The 18,814-nt window shown below is 69.5% G+C and carries 18 protein-coding genes and 1 pseudogene; 11 read left to right on the top strand and 8 right to left on the bottom strand.

The features are described 5' to 3' along the window. Window positions 1-29: 29 nt before the first annotated feature. The 5 genes from dapA to ACG04Q_RS08160 are packed head-to-tail and all read right to left on the bottom strand — an operon-like array spanning window position 30 to window position 4,199. A complete protein-coding gene (gene dapA / locus ACG04Q_RS08180) occupies window positions 30-911 on the bottom strand; it encodes a 4-hydroxy-tetrahydrodipicolinate synthase (protein ID WP_394510394.1) in 882 nt (293 codons plus the stop codon). 31 nt (window positions 912-942) lie between these two features. Further along, window positions 943-1,443: a class I SAM-dependent methyltransferase gene (locus ACG04Q_RS08175; RefSeq protein WP_394510393.1), complete on the bottom strand. Its 501-nt coding sequence runs from the start codon at window positions 1,441-1,443 to the stop codon at window positions 943-945. Continuing rightward, window positions 1,440-1,565 carry a hypothetical protein gene (locus tag ACG04Q_RS08170; protein WP_394510392.1) on the bottom strand — a complete coding sequence of 42 codons (126 nt, stop codon included), beginning with the start codon at window positions 1,563-1,565 and terminating at the stop codon, window positions 1,440-1,442. Before ACG04Q_RS08170 ends, ACG04Q_RS08175 begins: the two co-directional genes overlap by 4 nt. Continuing rightward, window positions 1,562-2,779 carry an MFS transporter gene (locus tag ACG04Q_RS08165; RefSeq protein WP_394510391.1) on the bottom strand — a complete coding sequence of 406 codons (1,218 nt, stop codon included), beginning with the start codon at window positions 2,777-2,779 and terminating at the stop codon, window positions 1,562-1,564. Before ACG04Q_RS08165 ends, ACG04Q_RS08170 begins: the two co-directional genes overlap by 4 nt. A 13-nt stretch (window positions 2,780-2,792) precedes the next feature. Continuing rightward, window positions 2,793-4,199, bottom strand: coding sequence for an amidohydrolase family protein (locus ACG04Q_RS08160; RefSeq protein WP_394510390.1), 1,407 nt, complete (start codon window positions 4,197-4,199; stop codon window positions 2,793-2,795). Between the two features lie 77 nt (window positions 4,200-4,276). On the opposite strand from ACG04Q_RS08160, the gene ACG04Q_RS08155 reads away from it, so the two are divergent. From ACG04Q_RS08155 to ACG04Q_RS08135, 5 genes and pseudogenes are all read left to right on the top strand, one after another. Beyond that, window positions 4,277-6,271, top strand: coding sequence for a DNA topoisomerase IV subunit B (locus ACG04Q_RS08155; protein WP_394510389.1), 1,995 nt, complete (start codon window positions 4,277-4,279; stop codon window positions 6,269-6,271). A 10-nt stretch (window positions 6,272-6,281) separates the two neighbouring features. Beyond that, window positions 6,282-6,806: a GNAT family N-acetyltransferase gene (locus ACG04Q_RS08150; RefSeq protein ID WP_394510388.1), complete on the top strand. Its 525-nt coding sequence runs from the start codon at window positions 6,282-6,284 to the stop codon at window positions 6,804-6,806. Further along, entirely contained in the window at window positions 6,806-7,459 is a 654-nt protein-coding gene (locus ACG04Q_RS08145) for a lytic transglycosylase domain-containing protein (RefSeq protein ID WP_394510387.1), read from the top strand. Before ACG04Q_RS08150 ends, ACG04Q_RS08145 begins: the two co-directional genes overlap by 1 nt. Then, window positions 7,456-9,798: a DNA topoisomerase IV subunit A gene (parC, locus tag ACG04Q_RS08140; RefSeq protein ID WP_394510386.1), complete on the top strand. Its 2,343-nt coding sequence runs from the start codon at window positions 7,456-7,458 to the stop codon at window positions 9,796-9,798. The genes ACG04Q_RS08145 and parC overlap by 4 nt, the downstream gene beginning before the upstream one ends. 590 nt (window positions 9,799-10,388) lie before the next feature. Beyond that, window positions 10,389-10,484: pseudogene (locus ACG04Q_RS08135) on the top strand (PEP-CTERM sorting domain-containing protein); the annotation flags it as partial. Between the two features lie 93 nt (window positions 10,485-10,577). Here the strand turns inward: ACG04Q_RS08135 and ACG04Q_RS08130 are convergent. From ACG04Q_RS08130 to ACG04Q_RS08120, 3 genes are read right to left on the bottom strand one after another with little or no spacing between them, the layout of a single operon-like run. Further along, a complete protein-coding gene (locus ACG04Q_RS08130; protein WP_394510385.1) occupies window positions 10,578-11,066 on the bottom strand; it encodes an outer membrane protein assembly factor BamE in 489 nt (162 codons plus the stop codon). A gap of 11 nt (window positions 11,067-11,077) precedes the next feature. Further along, window positions 11,078-12,118, bottom strand: a complete 1,041-nt coding sequence (locus ACG04Q_RS08125; RefSeq protein WP_394510384.1) for a quinone-dependent dihydroorotate dehydrogenase — start codon at window positions 12,116-12,118, stop codon at window positions 11,078-11,080. A gap of 14 nt (window positions 12,119-12,132) precedes the next feature. Then, window positions 12,133-13,086 (bottom strand): LysR family transcriptional regulator, encoded by a 954-nt coding sequence (locus ACG04Q_RS08120; protein WP_394510383.1) that lies wholly within the window; start codon window positions 13,084-13,086, stop codon window positions 12,133-12,135. A gap of 102 nt (window positions 13,087-13,188) precedes the next feature. Here ACG04Q_RS08120 and ACG04Q_RS08115 point away from each other — a divergent pair, with 102 nt between their 5' ends. The 6 genes from ACG04Q_RS08115 to ACG04Q_RS08090 all read left to right on the top strand — a co-directional run bounded on the left by ACG04Q_RS08115 (window position 13,189) and on the right by ACG04Q_RS08090 (window position 18,812). Continuing rightward, entirely contained in the window at window positions 13,189-14,112 is a 924-nt protein-coding gene (locus ACG04Q_RS08115) for a DMT family transporter (protein ID WP_394510382.1), read from the top strand. 29 nt (window positions 14,113-14,141) lie between these two features. Then, on the top strand, window positions 14,142-15,278 hold the full coding sequence (locus ACG04Q_RS08110) for a 3-deoxy-7-phosphoheptulonate synthase (protein WP_394510381.1): 1,137 nt from the start codon (window positions 14,142-14,144) through the stop codon (window positions 15,276-15,278). A gap of 115 nt (window positions 15,279-15,393) precedes the next feature. Next, a complete protein-coding gene (locus ACG04Q_RS08105) occupies window positions 15,394-15,825 on the top strand; it encodes a DUF2141 domain-containing protein (RefSeq protein WP_394510380.1) in 432 nt (143 codons plus the stop codon). Between the two features lie 10 nt (window positions 15,826-15,835). Then, window positions 15,836-17,317, top strand: coding sequence for a carotenoid oxygenase family protein (locus ACG04Q_RS08100; RefSeq protein WP_394510379.1), 1,482 nt, complete (start codon window positions 15,836-15,838; stop codon window positions 17,315-17,317). A 199-nt stretch (window positions 17,318-17,516) separates the two neighbouring features. Beyond that, entirely contained in the window at window positions 17,517-18,185 is a 669-nt protein-coding gene (locus tag ACG04Q_RS08095) for a PEP-CTERM sorting domain-containing protein (RefSeq protein WP_394510378.1), read from the top strand. Window positions 18,186-18,203: 18 nt separating this feature from the next. Then, a complete protein-coding gene (locus ACG04Q_RS08090; protein ID WP_394510377.1) occupies window positions 18,204-18,812 on the top strand; it encodes a PEP-CTERM sorting domain-containing protein in 609 nt (202 codons plus the stop codon). Window positions 18,813-18,814: the final 2 nt, after the last annotated feature.

The following is an 18,814-nucleotide window of genomic DNA, read 5'->3' as shown; positions in this document are numbered from 1 at the left end:
GCGCCAGACCGCGCTGGCGCAGCCGCGCATTAGAGCAGACCTGCCTCGACCATTGCCTGACCGACGGCGGCCTGGCCGGCCGGCGTCAGCGGCGTGATGGGCAGGCGCAGCGCGCCGCCGCAGCGACCCAGACGGGACAGGGCCCACTTGGCCGGGCCGGGGCTGGGCTCGCAGAACAGCTGCTTGTGCAGACCGAGCAGCTGGAGGTGGATCTTGCGGGCCTCGACGGCATTGCCGGCGAGGGCCAGCCGGCACATCTCGGCCATCTGGGCAGGCGCGACGTTGGCCGTCACGCTGACGTTGCCGTGGCCGCCCAGCAGCATCAGCGCCACGGCGGTACCGTCATCGCCGGAGTAGATGTGGAAGCCCTCGGGCGCGTGCTTGATGAGGAAGGCGGCGCGCTCGATGTTGCCGGTGGCTTCCTTGGTGCCGAACACGCCGGGCAGTTCGGCGCAGCGCAGCGTGGTCTCGGGCAGCATGTCCGCGACGGTGCGGCCGGGCACGTTGTAGAGCATCATGGGGATGTCCACGGCCTCGGCAATCGCCTTGAAGTGCTGGTAGATGCCTTCCTGCGAGGGCTTGTTGTAGTAAGGCACGACGGACAGCGTGCAGTCCGCGCCGACCTCCTTGGCATAGCGGCTCAGCTCGATGGCCTCGGCCGTGGAGTTGGCGCCGGTGCCGGCCAGGACGGGGATGCGGCCCTTGGCGTGCTCGACCGCGACACGGATGATTTCGCGGTTCTCCTCCATGCTGACGGTGGGGGACTCGCCGGTGGTGCCGACGACGCCGACGCAGGCGGTGCCGGACTCGACATGCCAGTCGATCAGGCGGCGCAGGGCGGGGTAGTCGATGCTGCCGTCCTCGTTCATGGGCGTGACGAGGGCGACGATGCTGCCGAGGATGGGCTTCATGGTGGAAGTGTCTTGAGGAATTCGGGCGATTTTAGGCTGCCGGCGATGGCCGGACGGCCGCAACGCGCTGGACGAAGCGCGGGTTGACCGTGCCCTCGAACAGGTCTTCGTAAGCCACGATGCGCCAGTCGTGGCAGACGCGCAGCAACTCGCCGCGCTGCAGCAGGAAGTCGGGCCGCGCTGGCCGGCCAATGGTCTGCTGGCCGTCGGCAAAGGTTTCCCAGATGAGGCAGCCGCCGGGCTTGACGGCGGACTTGATCCTGTCGAACAGCGGCCGCCACAGGTAGTTGCAGACGACGACCAGGTCGAACTGCTGGCCATCGAAGGGCCAGGGGCCGTTCTCGATGTCGGCATCGACGATCTTTGCAAGGCTTTGCAGTGGCGCCGTGGCGGCCGCGTCGCGGTCGACGCCCGTGACCTGCCAGCCGGCCTGAGCCAGCCAGCGTAGGTTGCGGCCGGTGCCGCAGGCGACGTCCAGTGCCGTGCCGGGTGGCGTCGGGGCGAAGCGCTGCAGCCAGGCGGACGGCGTCATCCGAAGCAGGCCCAGATCTGCTCGCTGAGCTGGATCATGACCGCCGGGTGGCGGTAGGCCAGCACCGTCGCGGCCAGCGCCGCCGCCACCAGCGCAGGGATGATCCAGCGGCGCGGCTTCATGCGGGTTGCACGCCGCGCGGGATGGCGGTTTCGCGCACCGGCAGGTTGGCGAGCATGGCCATCACGCCTAAAGCGATGGCCAGCCACCAGACGACGTCGTAGCTGCCGGTGGCGTCATAGAGCTTGCCGCCCAGCCAGACGCCCAGGAAGCTGCCGATCTGGTGGCTGAAGAACACGAAGCCGCCCAGCATGGACAGGTGCTGCGCGCCGAAGATCTGCGCGACGACGGCGTTCGTCGGCGGCACGGTGGACAGCCACAGGAAACCGATGACGGCGGCGAAGACGTAGACGCTGATTGGCGTCAGCGGCACGGAGATGAAGATGGTGATGGCCACCGCGCGCAGGCCGTAGATGGCCGACAGCAGGTAGCGCTTGGGCAGGCGCTGGCCCAGCATGCCGGCGGTGTAGGTGCCGAAGATGTTGAACAGGCCGATCAGCATCAGCGCGCCGGTGGACACCCCGATGCCGAGGCCGTGGTCCTTCAGGTAGCTGGGCAGGTGCACGCCAATGAAGACGACCTGGAAGCCGCAGACGAAATAGCCCAGCATCAGCAGTTGGAAGCTGCGGTAGCCGAAGGCCTCCTTCAGCGCCTGGCTGATGCTCTGGTGGCCCGTGGCGCCGCCCACGGCCTGGCGTTCGCGGATGCCCAGCGCGAGCGGCACGATGAGCAGCGCTGTGCCGGCCAGCAGGAACAGCGCCGTCTGCCAGCCGAGGTGGCTGATGAGCCAGGTCTCGATGGGGATCATGACGAACTGGCCGAACGAGCCGGCCGCCGCGGCGACGCCGAAGGCCCAGGAGCGCTTCTCGGGCGACACGGTACGGCCCAGCACGCCGTAGATGACGGCATAGGTGGAGCCCGACTGTGCGATGCCGATCAGCACGCCGGCGCCCAGCGTGAAGCTCAGCGGGTGGCTGGCCAGCGCCATGGCCAGCAGGCCCAGTGCGTAGGCGATGCCCCCGAGGATCAGCACCTTCCAGGCGCCGAAGCGGTCGGCAAGCATGCCGGCGATGGGGCCGGCGGCGCCCCACGCGATGTTCTGCACGGCCAGTGCGAAAGAGAAGGTTTCGCGCGTCCAGCCCCGCTCCGTGATGATGGGCTGCAGCCAGAAGCCGAAGCCGTGGCGTATGCCCATCGACAAGGTGACGATGAGGGCGCCGCACAGCAGCACCTGGTTGACGGACAGGCCAGGAGCGGCGGGGCGGGCGGTGTTCATCCGGGCACTGTAATCAGCGGCGCTTGGCCTTGCTGGCTGCCTTGGTTTGCGACTTGGCCTGGGACTTCGCGGTGGCCTTGGCCTTGCCCCCCTTTTTCTTCGTGGCCGCCTTCTTCGGCGCATCGGCCGTGGACGCGCTGGCCTGGGAGCTGGATGCGGCGACGTCGGCCAGCCGGGTCAGCAGCCGACCCTGCTTGACACGCAGCATCGGCATGTCGACCTGGGCCAGGTCGGCGATGGGGTCGCCGCCCAATACGAGGAAGCTGGCCTCGCAGCCGGGCTCGAAACAGCCCAGCTTGCGGCCGGGGAAGAGGGCGCGGGGTGTGTCGATGGTGGCCAGGCGGAGCAGCGCGCTGCGGTCGATGCCGAGTTCGTCCAGCGCGTGCAGTTCGGCGCGGGCGGTGCCAATGAAGACGTCCGACCCCACCAGCAGTTGAACGCCGGCGGCCTGCAGCTTCGCCAGATTGGCGCGCTGCACGTCGCGCAACGCGGCCAGCGGCGCGCCGTCGAGCTTGAAGAGCGCCGTGGCGGCCGTCGTCGTGATGACGGCGGTGCGCTGGCGTGCGGCGCGCGCCGCGGCGGCGTCGGTCAGGGCGAAGTGCTCGGGCGTCTCGTCCAGCATGTTGGCGTAGCCGGGGAGGTGGGCGATGGCGTCGACACCGGCGGCCAGCGCGGCGTCGAAGTCAGCGGCCGTCTCGACGTGGGCGACGACGCGGCGGCCGTCGGCGTGGGCCAGCCGGGTCAGCGCGCTGGCCGTGTCGGGCGTCAGGCCCAGGCGGCCGAAGTGCTCGGTCATCTGGCGCAGCTCAGGGCGCTCGCTGTGGGCCAGCACCAGGCGCAGCCACTGGCCGCCGCGTGCCTTGATGGCCGGCCATTGCTGGCGGGCCTGCTCGGGGCTGTCGACGAGGACGATCTGTTTCTGCGCCGCGGCGGCTTCGGCGGTGGGTTCGGGCAGCACCGCGGCCAGCGGGTAGCCGTCGCTGGACGTGATGCAGGCGGTGACGAAGCTGACGTCCGGTGCGGCGGGCGAGGCGGCCAGCGGTTTCACGTCGGCCACGCTGGCCGGGTCGCCGCACAGCATGGCGGCGTAAAACACGCCTTCGTCGATGTACTTGTCGGCAAACTGCCCCCAGCCCCAGGCCGTCTGCAGGTTGTGGTTGTGCGCCTCGGCCAGCGGGTTGATCAGCACCTGGCCGCGCATGTCCATCTTGCGGTTGACCTTGGGCGGCTTCCTGGCGACGAAGACGCCGTTCTCGACGTAGAGGTTGCCCTTCTGGATCTTCTGGCCGTCGAACCAGCGGGCGTTCTTCAACTCCCAGGACAGCGGCGCGCTGGCCTGGTAGGGCTGTTGCGGAGGGGGCAGTGTCTGGGCCTGTGAAAAACTACAGGTCGCCAGCAGCAAAGCGATCAGGAATCTCAAGCGGCAGGACTCGGTGGAGTTCGGTCTTCAGGGAGCCGCGAATCCTAGCCCGAGCCACTTCATAGAATCCCGCCCCTATGTCCAGCCGTCCCCCGTCCACTTCCGCCAACGCTTCCGCCGCCTACGGCGAGGCCTCCATCCGTGTTCTGAAGGGCCTGGAGCCCGTCAAGCAGCGGCCGGGCATGTACACCCGCACCGACAACCCGCTGCATTGCATCCAGGAAGTCATCGACAACGCCGCCGACGAGGCGCTGGCCGGCCACGGCAAGCGCATCGACCTGACGCTGCATGTGGACGGCTCCGTGTCGGTCGCCGACGACGGCCGCGGCATTCCGTTCGGCCTGCACCCGGAAGAGGGTGTGCCGGTCATCGAGATCGTCTACACGCGGCTGCATGCCGGCGGCAAGTTCGACAAGGGCTCGGGCGGCGCCTACAGCTTCTCCGGCGGTCTGCACGGGGTGGGCGTGTCCGTGACGAATGCGCTGGCCAAGCGGCTGGAAGTGGCCGTGTGGCGCGACAAGCAGGTCGCCGGCATCGCGTTCGAGCATGGCGACGTCGTGCAGCCGGTCGTGGCCCGTCCGGCGGTCAGTGGCGACCGCAAGCAGGGCACGACGGTGCGCGTCTGGCCCGACCCGAAGTATTTCGAGAGCGCCGAGCTGCCGCGGCATGAGCTGGTGCACCTGCTGCGGTCCAAGGCCGTGCTGATGCCGGGTGTCATCGTCACGCTGAAGATCGAGAAGACCGGCGAGGTCACGACCTGGCAGTACAAGGCCGGCCTGCGCGACTACCTGGCCCAGGCGATGAACAGCGACCCGCTGATCCCGCTGTTCGAGGGCGAGGGCTTCGCCACCGCCGGCGAGAGCGAGAACTTCGCCGAAGGCGAGGGCGCGTCCTGGTGCGTGGCGTTCACGGAAGACGGCGCGCCGCTGCGCGAGAGCTACGTGAACCTGATCCCGACGGTGGCCGGCGGCACGCACGAGTCCGGGCTGAAGGACGGCCTGTTCGGCGCCGTCAAGGGCTTCATCGAGATGCATTCGCTGCTGCCCAAGGGCGTGAAGCTGATGCCGGACGACGTGTTCTCCCGCGCCAGCTTCGTGCTGTCCGCCAAGGTGCTGGACCCGCAGTTCCAGGGCCAGACCAAGGAGCGGCTGAACTCGCGCGACGCGCTGCGCCTGGTGTCGGCCTATGTGAAACCGGCGCTGGAGCTGTGGCTGAACCAGCATGTGGAGCACGGCAAGAAGCTGGCCGAGCTGGTCATCAAGCAGGCGCAGACGCGCCAGCGCGCCGGCCAGAAGGTCGAGAAGCGCAAGGGCTCCGGCGTGGCCGTGCTGCCCGGCAAGCTGACCGACTGTGAAAGCCGCGACCTGACGCTCAACGAGGTGTTCCTCGTCGAGGGCGACTCCGCCGGCGGCAGCGCCAAGATGGGCCGCGACAAGGAGACGCAGGCCATCCTGCCGCTGCGCGGCAAGGTGCTCAATGCCTGGGAGGTGGAGCGCGACCTGCTGTTCAAGAACAACGAGATCCACGACATCTCGGTGGCGCTGGGCGTGGACCCCCACGGCCCCAACGACACGCCGGATCTGTCCGGCCTGCGCTACGGCAAGGTCTGCATCCTCTCCGACGCCGACGTCGACGGCTCGCACATCCAGGTGCTGCTGCTCACGCTCTTCTTCCGCCACTTCCCCAAGCTGGTCGAGGCCGGCCATGTGTTCGTCGCCCGTCCGCCGCTGTACCGCGTGGATGCGCCGGCTCGTGGCAAGAAGCCGGCGGCCAAGCTCTACGCGCTGGACGATGGCGAGCTGACCGCGACGCTGGACAAGCTGCGCAAGGAAGGCGCCCGCGAGGGCTCGTGGAGCATCAGCCGCTTCAAGGGCCTGGGCGAGATGAACGCCGAGCAGCTGTGGGACACGACGCTGAACCCGGACACCCGCCGCCTGTCGCGTGTCGAGTACGGCCAGTTCGATTTCGCCGCCACGGTGGACGCCTTCAACAAGTTGATGGGCAAGGGCGAAGCCGCCTCGCGCCGTGAATTGATGGAACTGCACGGCGACGCCGTGGAAGTCGACATCTGACCCCTGCTGCATGAGCCTGCGCCTGCGCCCCACGATGCTGTCGGACCTCGACTGGGTGGTCTCGGTCGAGCGCGACGGTGCCAACCTGCCGTTCATCACGCCGTGGGAGCGCACGCAGCACGAGGGGGCGATCCGTTTCCCGGACTCACGCCATTTCATTCTTGAAGAGGGCGACGAACTGGAGCGCCTCGGCTTCGTCATCCTGCAGGGCTGCCGCAACCCCAATGGTTCCGTTGAGCTCAAGCGCCTGGTGCTGCAATCCAAGGGTCGCGGCCTGGGGCGGGCGGCCGTGCGCCAGCTCAAGGCGATGGCGTTCACGCAGCTCAAGGCGCATCGCTTCTGGCTGGACGTGAAGGCGCTGAACACGCGCGCCTTCGAGCTGTATCGCAGCGAAGGCTTTGTCGAGGAAGGTCGGCTGCGCGAGAGCGTGCGCGTCACCGCCGAGGGCGCCGATGGCTACGACTCGCTGATCGTCATGTCGCTGCTGGATCGCGAGTACCAGGCGCGTGTGGCGCTGGGGCTGGAGGGGGCGTGATGCGCTGGCTGATGTGGCTCCTGCTCACCCTCGCGCTGCCCGCGCGTGCGGAGCTCTGGGGCTTTGTCGACGCCAGTGGCGTGGCCCATTTCGCGTCGCGCAAGCTGGATGCGCGCTTCACGCCCGTGCTCGGCAACGTCGGCATGCAGCGGGTGCCGGGCAAGACCGACGCGGGCCTGGCGCTGCTGAGCTGGCTGGACATCGCGCCCGAGGTCAAGGCCGTGCAGCCCTGGGTGCGCGAGGCGGCCGAGAAGCATGGCGTCGACGCGGACCTGTTGAAGGCCATCATTGCCGTCGAGTCCGGTTACCAGCGCAACGCGGTGTCGCCGCGAGGCGCCACCGGCCTGATGCAGATCACCCCCGAGACGGCCAGCCGCTACGCGACGCCTGCCGACGCCGCCCGGCTCATCGAGCCGCGCATCAACATCCACACTGGTGCGCGCATGCTGGCCGACCTGATGCGCCGCTTCGGCCGCATCGACGCCGCGCTGGCCGCCTGGAATGCCGGCGAGGGCGCCGTGCGCCGCGCCGGCAACCGCGTGCCCGACATTGACGAAACCCAGGCCCATGTGCATCTCGTCCTCGAGCTGTACTGGGCCTTGCTGCAGCAGAGCCAGCCGGCTCGCGCGCAGCGTTTAGCCATGCATCCATGAGTTCCCAGACCACGATCGATTTCAACGCCCCCAACGACGGGGGCAGCCACGGCGGCGACGACACCAACGCGCTGACGCTGGCCGCCTACGCGCAGCAGGCCTATCTCGAGTACGCGCTCAGCGTCGTCAAGGGCCGCGCGCTGCCGTCCTATGCCGACGGCCAGAAGCCCGTGCAGCGCCGCATCCTGTATTCCATGCACCGGCTGGGCCTGGGCTGGAGCGGCAACTCCGGTGCCAAGCCCGTCAAGGGCGCCAAGGTCGTCGGCGACGTGCTGGGCAGCTTCCACCCGCATGGCGACCAGTCGGTCTACGACGCGCTGGTGCGCATGGCGCAGGACTTCTCGCTGCGCTACCCGCTGATCGACGGCCACGGCAACTTCGGCAGCCGTGACGGCGACGGCGCGGCCGCGATGCGGTACACGGAAGCGCGCCTCGCGCCCATCGCCCGGCTGGTGCTGGACGAGATCGACGAAGGCACCGTGGACTTCCGCCCCAACTACGACGGCACGACGCAAGAGCCCGTCGAGCTGCCGGCGCGCCTGCCATTCGCGCTGCTGAACGGTGCCAGCGGCATCGCGGTCGGCCTGGCGACGGAGATTCCCAGCCACAACCTGCGCGAGGTGGCCGCGGCCGCCGTGGCGCTGCTGAAGGACGATCAGCTGTCCGACGACGCGCTGTTCGAGCTGATCCCCGGCCCGGACTTCCCCGGCGGCGGCCAGCTCATCAGCGCGCCGGAGGAAATCCGCGCGGCCTACACGTCCGGCCGCGGCAGCCTCAAGGTGCGCGCGCGCTGGAAGATCGAGGACCTGGCGCGCGGCCAGTGGCAGCTGGTCGTCACCGAGCTGCCGCATGGCACCAGCGCGCAGAAGGTGCTGGAAGAGATCGAAGAGCTGTCCAACCCCAAGGTCAAGGCCGGCAAGAAGACGCTGACGCCCGATCAGCTGCAACTCAAGGCCAGCTTGCTGGCCGTTCTGGATGGCGTTCGCGACGAATCCAGCAAGGATGCGCCGGTGCGCATCGTCTTCGAGCCCAAGAGCCGCACGGTTGAGCAGCAGGATCTCGTCAACGCACTGCTGGCCCACACCAGCCTGGAAAGCAGCGCGCCGGTCAACCTGACCATGATCGGCGACGACGGCCGGCCAACGCAGAAGAGCCTGCGCCAGGTGCTGACCGAATGGGTGGGCTTCCGCCAGACGACGGTGCGCCGCCGCACCGAGCACCGCCTGGCCAAGGTCAACGAGCGCATCCACGTGCTCGAAGGCCGGCAACTGGTGCTGCTGAACATCGACGAGGTGATCCGCATCATCCGCGAGTCGGACGAGCCCAAGGAAGCGCTGATCGCCCGCTTCAACCTCAGCGACCGCCAGGCCGAGGACATCCTCGAAATCCGGCTGCGCCAACTGGCGCGGCTGGAAGCCATCAAGATCGAGCAGGACCTGGCCAAGCTGCGCGACGAGCGCGCCAAGCTGGAAGACATCCTCGGCTCGGCGGCCGCGCTGCGCCGCACGGTCATCAAGGAAATCGAGGCCGACGCCAAGCAGTACGGGGACGACCGCCGCACGCTGATCCAGGCCGAAAAGCGCGTTGTTGCCGAGGTGAAGATTGTCGACGAGCCCGTCACCGTCATCGTCAGCCAGAAGGGCTGGGTGCGGGCGCTCAAGGGGCACGAGGTCGATATCGCCGCGCAGACCTTCAAGGCCGGTGACGGCCTGTGGGGCGCGTTCCGCTGCCGCAGCGTCGATCCGCTCATCGTCGTGGGCAGCAATGGGCGCGTCTATTCCGTGTCCGTCGCAACGCTGCCCGGCGGCCGCGGTGACGGCCAGCCCATCACGACGATGATCGAGCTGGAAAGCGGCACGCAGATCGCGCACTACATTGCGGGCGCGCCGACGCAGCGCCTGGTCTTTGCCGGCTCGACCGGCTACGGCCTGATCGCCCAGATCGGCGACCTCGTCGGCCGCCAGAAGGCCGGCAAGACCTTCCTGGCGCTGGATGAGGGCGAGGCCCCGCTGCTGGCCACCGTGCCGGGCGACGCTGTCGCGGTGCAACTGGGCGTGCTGAGCGCCCAGGGCCGGCTGCTGACCTTCCCGCTGGACGAGCTCAAGCACCAGCCCAAGGGCGGCAAGGGCTTGACGCTGATGGACCTGGAAGGCAAGGACACCGTGCTGTCGCTGGCCTGCTTCACGCAGCAGCTGCGCGTGGAAGGCAGCGGCCGGGGCGGCAAACCCCGCGAAGAGGTGTTGAAGAACCAGGGGCTGGCGTCTTACGCTGCCAAGCGTGCCCGCAAAGGCCGACCAGTGGAGGGGCTTCAGAAAGTTCTGCGACTGACTGTTGCCTGAACCAGACCCCTGAATCGGGAAATCTTTGCACCAGGTTGGTGAAATCGTGTCAAAGCGGTGCCGAAATGACCAAGGGTTCCCACTATTTACAACTGGGTACTCATTTGAGGGGGTCTCCCCCTAGGGCTTGGGACCGTGCACTAGTTCTCAGTTCTTGGTTGCAGTGCACAATGATTTCCAGGCGGTTGTTTTCCCTTGACCGCTCAATCAAGGAGCTTTTGATGAAACTGAAAATGCTGGCCGCCGCCTCCCTGGTGGCAATGGGCGTGACGGGCGCACAAGCCGCTACCCTCGTGGACACCTTTGGTGGCGCACACGACTCGTTCGAAACTGCGGTTGAAACCGGATTCACTGGTTTCAAGGCGTATGACTTCGACCTGACCGGCGCTTTCGACATCACCGCGACCTTCGCAGCGTCCGGCGTCGTTGGCTCGGTGGGCCTGTACAAGTCCGACGACACGCTGGTCTGGAGCTGGGGCGTTGGTGGCAAGACGTACAGCAACTCCGATTCCTTCACCCTGGGCACCGGCAGCTACTACTACCTGGTCGGCAGCGCCAAGCCCGGCAGCTTCACGCTGACCTCCACGGCCGTTGCCGCCGTGCCGGAACCCGAAACCTACGCCCTGCTGGGCGCTGGCCTGGGTATCGTCGGCTTCGTGGCTTCGCGCCGTCGTCGCAACGACTGATCCTGGCGGGTCTGCGGGGTCTCTGGACCCCGCGAGTGAACGTCTCTCTGATCGCCCCGGTGCTGCAAGCACCGGGGCGTTTTTATTGCGGCGTCAGTCGTCCAGGCCGGGAAAACGGCGGTTCGGGAAGACCATGCTCTGGCTGGTGCGCACGACCCGACCGTCCTTGAAGTGGACGTTGAAGCGCAGGCCGTAGCCGATCTGGTCCGGCTCGACGGTCCAGTCCCACACGTCCTCGCCGCTGAGGCGGAAGAACACGCGGCTGCGCTCCGTGCCGAGGATGCGGCTGACCTGCTCGGGCGTCATGCCCGGCTCGATGCGGGCGCGGCTGGCGGCCGACAGCCCGTCTTCGAGGCTGACGACTCGGCCGTCGGCGCCCAGCCTCACCATGAGGCAGTGCCGGCCCATGGGCTGGCTGGAATATTCCAGCGTGCGGCCGCCGTCGGCCTCGGGCCAGATCCGCCGTGGCTGGCCGTAGGCCGCCAGCACGTCCTCGCTGCGGCTGATGCCCGCCTGCAGCTGCGGCGCGGTGGCGCAGCCGGCCAGCAGCAGGGTACTGAGGGCGAGGGCGGCGACGCGCATGGTGTGTGCCTTCAACGCCGGGCCAGTGCGCGAGCGCAGTCGCTGACCAGCGCCGGGCCCTTGTAGATCAGGCCGGTGTAGACCTGCACGAGGTCGGCGCCGGCGGCAATCTTGGCGCGCGCGTCGTCGCCGCTGAGCACGCCGCCGACGCCGATGATGGGGTAGCCCGCCGGCAGCGCGGCGCGCAGCAGGCGGATGACGCGGTTGCTGGCCTCGAACACGGGCGCACCCGACAGGCCGCCCGTTTCGTTCGCGTGGGCCAGGCCCTGCACCTTGTCACGGGCGATGGTGGTGTTCGTCGCGATGACACCGTCGATGCCGTTGGCCTTCAGCGTCTGCGCGATGACGGCGACCTGGTCCTCCTCCAGGTCGGGCGCGATCTTCACGAACATCGGCACCGGGCGGCCGCTCTGGCCCTGCAGCTTGAGCTTGCGTTCCTGCAGCGCGCCCAGCAGCGCGTCCAGTGCTTCGTCGCTCTGCAGCGCGCGCAGGTTCTTGGTGTTGGGGCTGGAGATGTTGACGGCGATGTAGTCGGCGTGGGGGAACACGCCTTCCAGGCCGAGCAGGTAGTCGTCGGCCGCGTTCTCGATCGGCGTTGCGGCGTTCTTGCCGATGTTCAGGCCCAGGATGCCGCCCGCTTTGCGGAAGCTGTGCGCGCGCTTCACGTTGGCGATGAAACTGGCCAGGCCTTCGTTGTTGAAGCCCAGGCGGTTGATCAGCGCGTTCGCCTCGGGCAGGCGGAACATGCGCGGCTTGTCGTTGCCGGGCTGGCCCTTGGGCGTGACGGTGCCCACCTCGATGAAGCCGAAGCCCATCGCACCCAGGCCGTCGATGCAACGGCCGTTCTTGTCCAGGCCGGCGGCCAGGCCGATGCGGTTCGGGAAGCGCAGGCCGGCCAGCGTCACCGGGTCGCTGACGCGCTCGCCGCACCACAGTGCCTGCGCGGGCGTGTTCTGCAGCCGGGCGATGCTGTTCAGCGTCAGTTCGTGCGCGTGTTCGGCATCCAGGCCGAACAGGAAGGGGCGGGCGAGGGCGTAGGGGATCAGCGACATAGCCCGTGATTGTCTCAGGGCGCCTCGTCGGGGCGATCCCACGGTGGCACGTCGCCCATCTTCTCAAGCATGAAGTCGATCAGCGCCCGCACCTTGGGCGCCTGATGACGGTTGGGCAGGTAGACGGCGTACAGCATGTCCGCATCGGCCAGGCCGCCGACGGGCTGCCAGCCGGGCAGCACGGCCTGCAGCCGGCCGGCGCGCAGGTCGGCGCCGATGGCGTAGGTGGGCAGCACGGCCAGGCCCATGCCGGCCAGTGCGGCCACGCGCAGGCTCTCGCTGCTGTTGGCCGTCAGTCCGCTCTCGAAGCGCAGCGCGCCGCGGGTCTCCACGTCCGCCTCGCCCAGGTCGGCATGGCGGAAGCGCCAGCGGTCGGGCGACTGCAGGTAGCCGAAGCGCAGGCAGCGGTGGCGGGCGATGTCGTCCACCGACTGCGGCTCGCCGTGGGCGGCGAGGTAGGCCGGCGCCGCGCACAGCACGAAGCGGATGGCCGCCAGCCGCCGCGCGACCAGCCCGTCGGACGGCTGGCGCGTCAGCCGCAGCACGACGTCGAAGCCTTCCTCGGCCAGGTCGACGTAGCGGTCGTTCAGCCCCAGCACGACGTCGATCTGCGGGTAGCGCGCGCAGAACTCGGTCATCAGCGCCGTGAACTGCAGGTTCCCGAACGCCGTGGACACCGACAGTCGCAGCACGCCGCGCGGCTCGGCGCGGCGGCCGGCCAGCTCCGTTTCCAGCGCCAGCGCGTCGTCCAGCAGCCGCAGCGCGCGCTCGTAGACGGCGCGGCCCTCGGCCGTGGGGCTGACGCTGCGGGTCGTGCGGTGCAGCAGCCGGGTGCCGAGCTGGTCCTCCAGCCGCACCACCTGCTTGCTGACGGCGGACTTGGTGGTGCCCAGCAGCCGCGCGGCGCCGGAGAAACCGCGCGCGTCGACGACGCGGGCAAAGGCTTGCAGGTCTTCGAGGCGGCCCATCGTGACTGTGCTCCGTTTGGAAACTCTGAATCGATTTTTCGCTGGATTGTGTCTCGGAGGCGTCGTTTCTAGAGTCCAGGCCTGTCTGTCCCAGGAGCCGTCATGTCCACCACCTTGTCACCCTGCCTGGCGCAATCCTTCCGGCCCAGCCGGTGGGATCAGCTGCCGGCTGCCATCGCCGCGTCCAGCCTGCCGCTGCTGTTCATCCTGCTGTGGAGCAGCGGCTACGTGGCCGGCAGGCTGGCGCTGCCGCACACGGGGCCGCTGACGCTGCTGACGCTGCGCTTCGGGCTCGCGGCGGTCGTGCTGCTGACCGTCGCTGCGGCCACCGGCGCGCCGTGGCCCAGTCGCGCGCGGGGCTGGGGCCACCTGGCGGTCGTCGGCCTGCTGATGCAGGTGCTGCATTTCTCCTGCATCTACTTCGCGCTGCAGTGGGGGCTGAGCGCCGGCGTGGCCGGGTTGCTGATCGGGCTGATGCCGCTGGCGACGGCACTGGGCGCGCACCTGTGGCTGGCCGAGCGCGTCAGCCGCTGGCAGCTGCTGGGCCTGGCCGGCGGGCTGGGCGGCGTGGCGCTGGTCATCGCCGACAAGCCGCTGGACGGCGCCTGGCCGGCCTATGCCGTCGCGGGCCTGGGCCTGCTGGGCCTGGTGGCCGGCACGCTGTACCAGAAGCGCTTCTGCGCCCACATGGACCTGCGCAGCGGCGCCGGCATCCAGATGGCGGTGTCGACGCTGGCCGTGGCGGCCGTCGCCGGGCCGGCGGAGGGCTTTGCCGTCGACTGGGCGCCCGAGCTCGTCGGCGCCTGGCTGTGGCTGGGCCTGGTGAACTCCATCGGCGCCTTCAGCCTGATGTTCTTCATGATCCGGCGCGGCCAGGCCGGGCAGGTGGCGCGGCTGTTCTTCCTGATTCCCGGTGTGTCGGCGCTGCTGGGCTTCGTGCTGCTGGGCGAGCGGTTGGCACCGCTGGCGCTGGCCGGCTTTGGGCTCTCGGCGCTGGCCGTGTGCTTCGCGGCGGCCAAGCGGTGACAATCACGGGCTTCCCTGGAGCCCGCCCCATGAAACCCCTGGACGACCCTGCGCACGACCGCCGGCCTTTTGAAGATGAACGCGGTTCCCGCGATGCCACGCGCGACACGACGCGCACCGACGACACCCGCATCGGCGCCGTGCGCGCGCTGATCAGCCCGGCGCTGCTGCTGGAAGAGCTGCCCATCCCCGACGCGACGCTGGAGCTGGTGGAGCGTGCCCGCCAGGAGATCAGCGACGTGCTGCACGGCCGCGACGACCGGCTGCTGGTCATCGTGGGCCCGTGCTCCATCCACGACCACGACCAGGCGATGGACTACGCGCGGCTACTGAAGGTGGCCCGCGACGAGCTGAGCCAGGACCTGCTCATCGTCATGCGCGTCTACTTCGAGAAGCCGCGCACGACGGTGGGCTGGAAGGGCTACATCAACGATCCGCGCCTGGATGGCAGCTTCCACATGAACGAGGGCCTGCGCCTGGCGCGCCAACTGCTGCTGGACGTGGCCGAGCTCGGCCTGCCGGCCGGCACCGAGTTCCTGGACCTGCTGTCGCCGCAGTACATCTCCGACCTCATCGCCTGGGGCGCCATCGGCGCGCGCACCACCGAGAGCCAGAGCCACCGCCAGCTGGCGTCGGGCCTGAGCTGCCCGGTGGGCTTCAAAAACGGCACCGATGGCGGTATCAAGGTCGCCAGCGACGCCGTGCTGGCTGCCAGCAGTGCCCACGCTTTCATGGGCATGACCAAGATGGGCACGGCCGCCATCTTCGAGACGCGCGGCAACGAGGACTGCCACGTCATCCTGCGCGGCGGCAAGGCGCCCAACTACGACGCAGCGTCGGTCAATGCGGCCTGCGAGGCGCTGAAGGCCTCGGGCCTGCGCGAGCAGGTCATGATCGACTTCTCGCACGCCAACTCCAGCAAGAAGTACGAGCGCCAGGTGGACGTGGGCCGGGACGTGGCGGGGCAGATCGCCGGCGGTGATGCACGCATCACCGGCGTCATGATCGAGAGCCACCTGCAGCCGGGCCGGCAAGACCTGGCCGACGGCCAGACCCGGGCCGACCTGAAGCCCGGCGTGTCCATCACCGACGCCTGCCTGGGCTGGGCCCAGACCGAGCCGCTGCTGCGCGAGCTGGCTGCGGCCGTGCGCACGCGCCGCGGCTGACACCGCCTGGGCGCCGTTGGCGCCCGCGATTCGCCACCCGTCGCAGCGCGCTCGCGCCGCGGCGGCGCGGTTTCCATCATTCAGCCCATCCCAACCGCTGAACCTGGAGATCGCGATGAAGAAATGGACCCTGGCCACCGCCGCCCTGTCCGCGCTGCTGCCGCTGTGCAGCCACGCGGCGGACATCACGCTGGAAGTGGAGGGCGTGGACGCCGGCCGCGCTGCCGGCTCGACGCTGCTGGTGGGCGTGTTCACCGAGGCCGGCACCTGGCTGACCAAGCCCGCCAGCGGGCGGCGCTTTCCCGCAGATGCGCCGGTCAACGGCAAGCTGACCGTCGTGCTGAAGGGCCTGCCCGACGGACCGCTGGCACTCAGCGTCGTGCACGACGTCAATGCCAACGGCCGGCTGGACATGAACGCCTTGGGCATCCCGACCGAGCCCTACGGCTTTTCCAACAACGCCGCCGGCAACTTCGGCCCGCCCAAATTCGAGCAGGCGGTGCTGACGCCGGTGGCCGGCGCGCCGGTCAAGATCCGCCTGAACTGAGGGGCCGGTCATGAGCACGACGCGCCGTTCCCTGCTCGCCGCGCTGCTGGCCGGCGGCCTCAGCCCCGAGGTGTTGGCGCTCGGCCTGCCGGCCGATGCGTTCGCGGCCGCCGCGCCGGAGCTTGCGCCGCTGCGCGGCCTGGACGGCGACGGGCTGGACGCCACCGATGTCGCCATCGAAGGCCGCCTGCCCGCCGGCCTGAGCGGGCGCTACTTCCGCAACGGCCCCGGCCTGATGCAGCGCGCTGGCCAGCGCTACCGGCACTGGTTCGACGGCGACGGGCTGCTGCAGTCGTGGACGCTGCAGCACGGCCGCGCCAGCCACCGCGCGCGCTTCGTGCAGACTGAGAAGTTCCGCGCCGAGCAGGAAGCCGGCCGCTTCCTGCTGCCGGCCTTCGGCACCGCCATCCCCGCCGAGCGCCCGGTGCGCGGGCCCGACAGCGTCAACGCGGCCAACACCAGTGTGCTGCTGCAGGGCGATGCGCTGTACGCGCTGTGGGAAGGCGGCAGCGCCTACGAGCTGGACCCGGCCTCGCTGGCCACGCGCGGCGTGAAGGTGTGGTCGCCCGAACTGCGCGGCATGCCGTTCTCGGCCCACCCCAAGGTGGAGCCGGACGGCACGGTGTGGAACTTCGGCACGGCGAACGGCCGGTTGGTGGTCTACGAGATTGCCGCCGACGGCCACGTGCGCCGGCACGCGATGCTGGACGTGGCCGCGCCGGCGATGCTGCATGACTTCGCCGTGTCGCAGCGCCACCTGGTGTTCCTGCTCGCACCCGTCACGATGGACTGGGCCGCCGTGCGCGCCGGGCAGTCCATGCTGGAGGCGATGCGCTGGGGCGCCAACGACCCGACGCGCGTGCTGGTCGTCGACAAGGCCGACTTCACGAAGCGCCGCGTCTTCGAGATGCCGGCCTGCCATGTCTTCCACTTCGGCAACGCCTGGGACGACGGCCGGCTGCTGCGCTTGGACTATGTGCAGGGCGTGCCGCTGCCGGAGTTCAACGCGGGGGCGGAGCAGATCATGCGCGGCGAGCGCACGACGCGGGACGTGTCCACGCCGCGCGTGCTGGAGATCAACCTGCAGACCGGCCGCTTGAACGTGGCGGCGCGCAGCGAGGCGGTCGAGTTCCCGGTCGTGGACCCGCGCGTCGTCGCGCAGCGGCACCGCTTCGTCTGGTACCCCACCGCCGTGGACACCGGCGCGCGCTGGGGCTTCAACGGGCTGATGCGGCTGGACATCGACGGCGGCGCGCGCGAGCGCTTCAGCTTCGGCGATGACGTCGTCGTCGAGGAGCATGTGCTGGTGCCCAAGCCCGGCAGCACGAAGGAAGGGGAGGGCTGGCTCGTCGGCATGGGCTACGACGTGCGCCGCCGCCGCAGCTTCCTCAGCGTGTTCGACGCGCAGCGCCTGGCCGACGGCCCGCTGGCCCGCGCCTGGCTGCCGTACGCCGTGCCCTACGGCTTCCACGGCCGGTTCTATCCGGGCTGACCCTGTCCCCTGAACCGGGCGTTCGCACGTCGGCTCAGGGCTCACCGCATTGACAGCCCGCCAGCCGCGGGCCTATGGTCGCCGTCGCCATTGAAAGCGCTTTCAGAAAGCGCTTTCAGTTTGTGCGGACGGGCGCCCGGCAGCTGTACGTCGCCGCCTCGTTCGGGATGCATCCCCAACGTAGAACCCAGGAGACGACATGCTGACTTTGAAGGCCCAGGCGGCCCTTGCTTCCTTCCTGCTCGCCGGCGCTGCAGGCGCGGCGACGACCAACGGCATCGCCAATGGCGGCTTTGAAGCGCCGCCTCCGGACGGCAACTGGCTCGCCGCCGGCTGGATGACGGCGCCGACCGGCAATCCGGTCCAGTGGTCCAGTGACGCGCACAGCGGCAGCCACTCGGCGCTGCTGACCGTGCCCAAGGGCGATGGCGCCTCCGTGCTCTTCCAGGACTCGGTGGGGCATGGCGGCCTTGCGCCGCTGGGGGCGGCCAACGTGGGCGACACACCGACGCTGAGCTTCTGGGCCAAGGGGGATGTCGGGGCCAATGGGGATCTCTACCTCACGCTGCGCTACATGGGCGCGGCTGGAGGGCCGGTGACCGCGGTCGCCCAGCATTTCAGCGTCAGCGCAGGCTGGACGCAGCACACATTTCTGTCTGCCGCGGCCGTGCCTGCGGGCGCCACATCGTTGTTCTTCGAGCTGACGAGCGCGGCCGGCGCACAGGTCGGCGGGCGCGTGAACGCCGTCTACCTCGACGACGTGCAGTTCAACCTGACCACCGCTCCCGTGCCCGAGCCCGAAACCTACGCATTGCTGATCGCCGGCCTCGGCGTCGTCGGCGCCATCGCCCGCCGCCGCCGCGCCTGAACACCGAGGAGACACCCCATGACCCATCTGCTTTCCAAGACCTGCGCCGCGCTGCTGTTCGCCGGCCTCGCCGCCCACGCTGCTGCGGCCGGCACCGTCGTCGTCGACACCTATCCCGTCGGTGAAGACCCGTTCGGCAACGCGTCGATGCTGAATGCCGACCAGCACATGGCGGTCGCGTTCGACCTCGCCAGCGCCGCCACCATCCAGTCCATCCTGACGTCCATCGACGGCCTTGGCGGCGTCACGGTCGGCATCCAGGCGCGCAGCGGCAGCGTGCCGGTCGGCGCCAGCTGGCTCTACAGCACCCATCTGACCGACCCGGTCGCCAACAGCCTGCTGTCGCCCACCGGCTGGAACCTGGCCGCCGGCAGCTACTGGCTGGTGGCCCGCGCCGATGGCGACTTCGGCGGCCAATGGCAGAGCGGCACCGACACGCCCAGCGCCGCCTGGGCCTACACCGCCGGCGGCGCCTGGCAGACCGTCACCCCCGACTTCACCGGCGCACCCGCCACGCGCATCACCGTCACCAGCGCCGTGCCCGAGCCCGCCACCTGGGGCCTGATGTTTGTGGGCGGCCTGCTGCTCGCCGCCACCGCCCGCCGCAAGGCCAGCCAACAAGGATGAAC

The organism is Pelomonas lactea (genome assembly GCF_043555885.1).
Classification (GTDB): Bacteria; Pseudomonadota; Gammaproteobacteria; order Burkholderiales; family Burkholderiaceae_C; genus Pelomonas; species Pelomonas lactea.
This window is presented reverse-complemented; position numbering and strand designations above follow the sequence as displayed.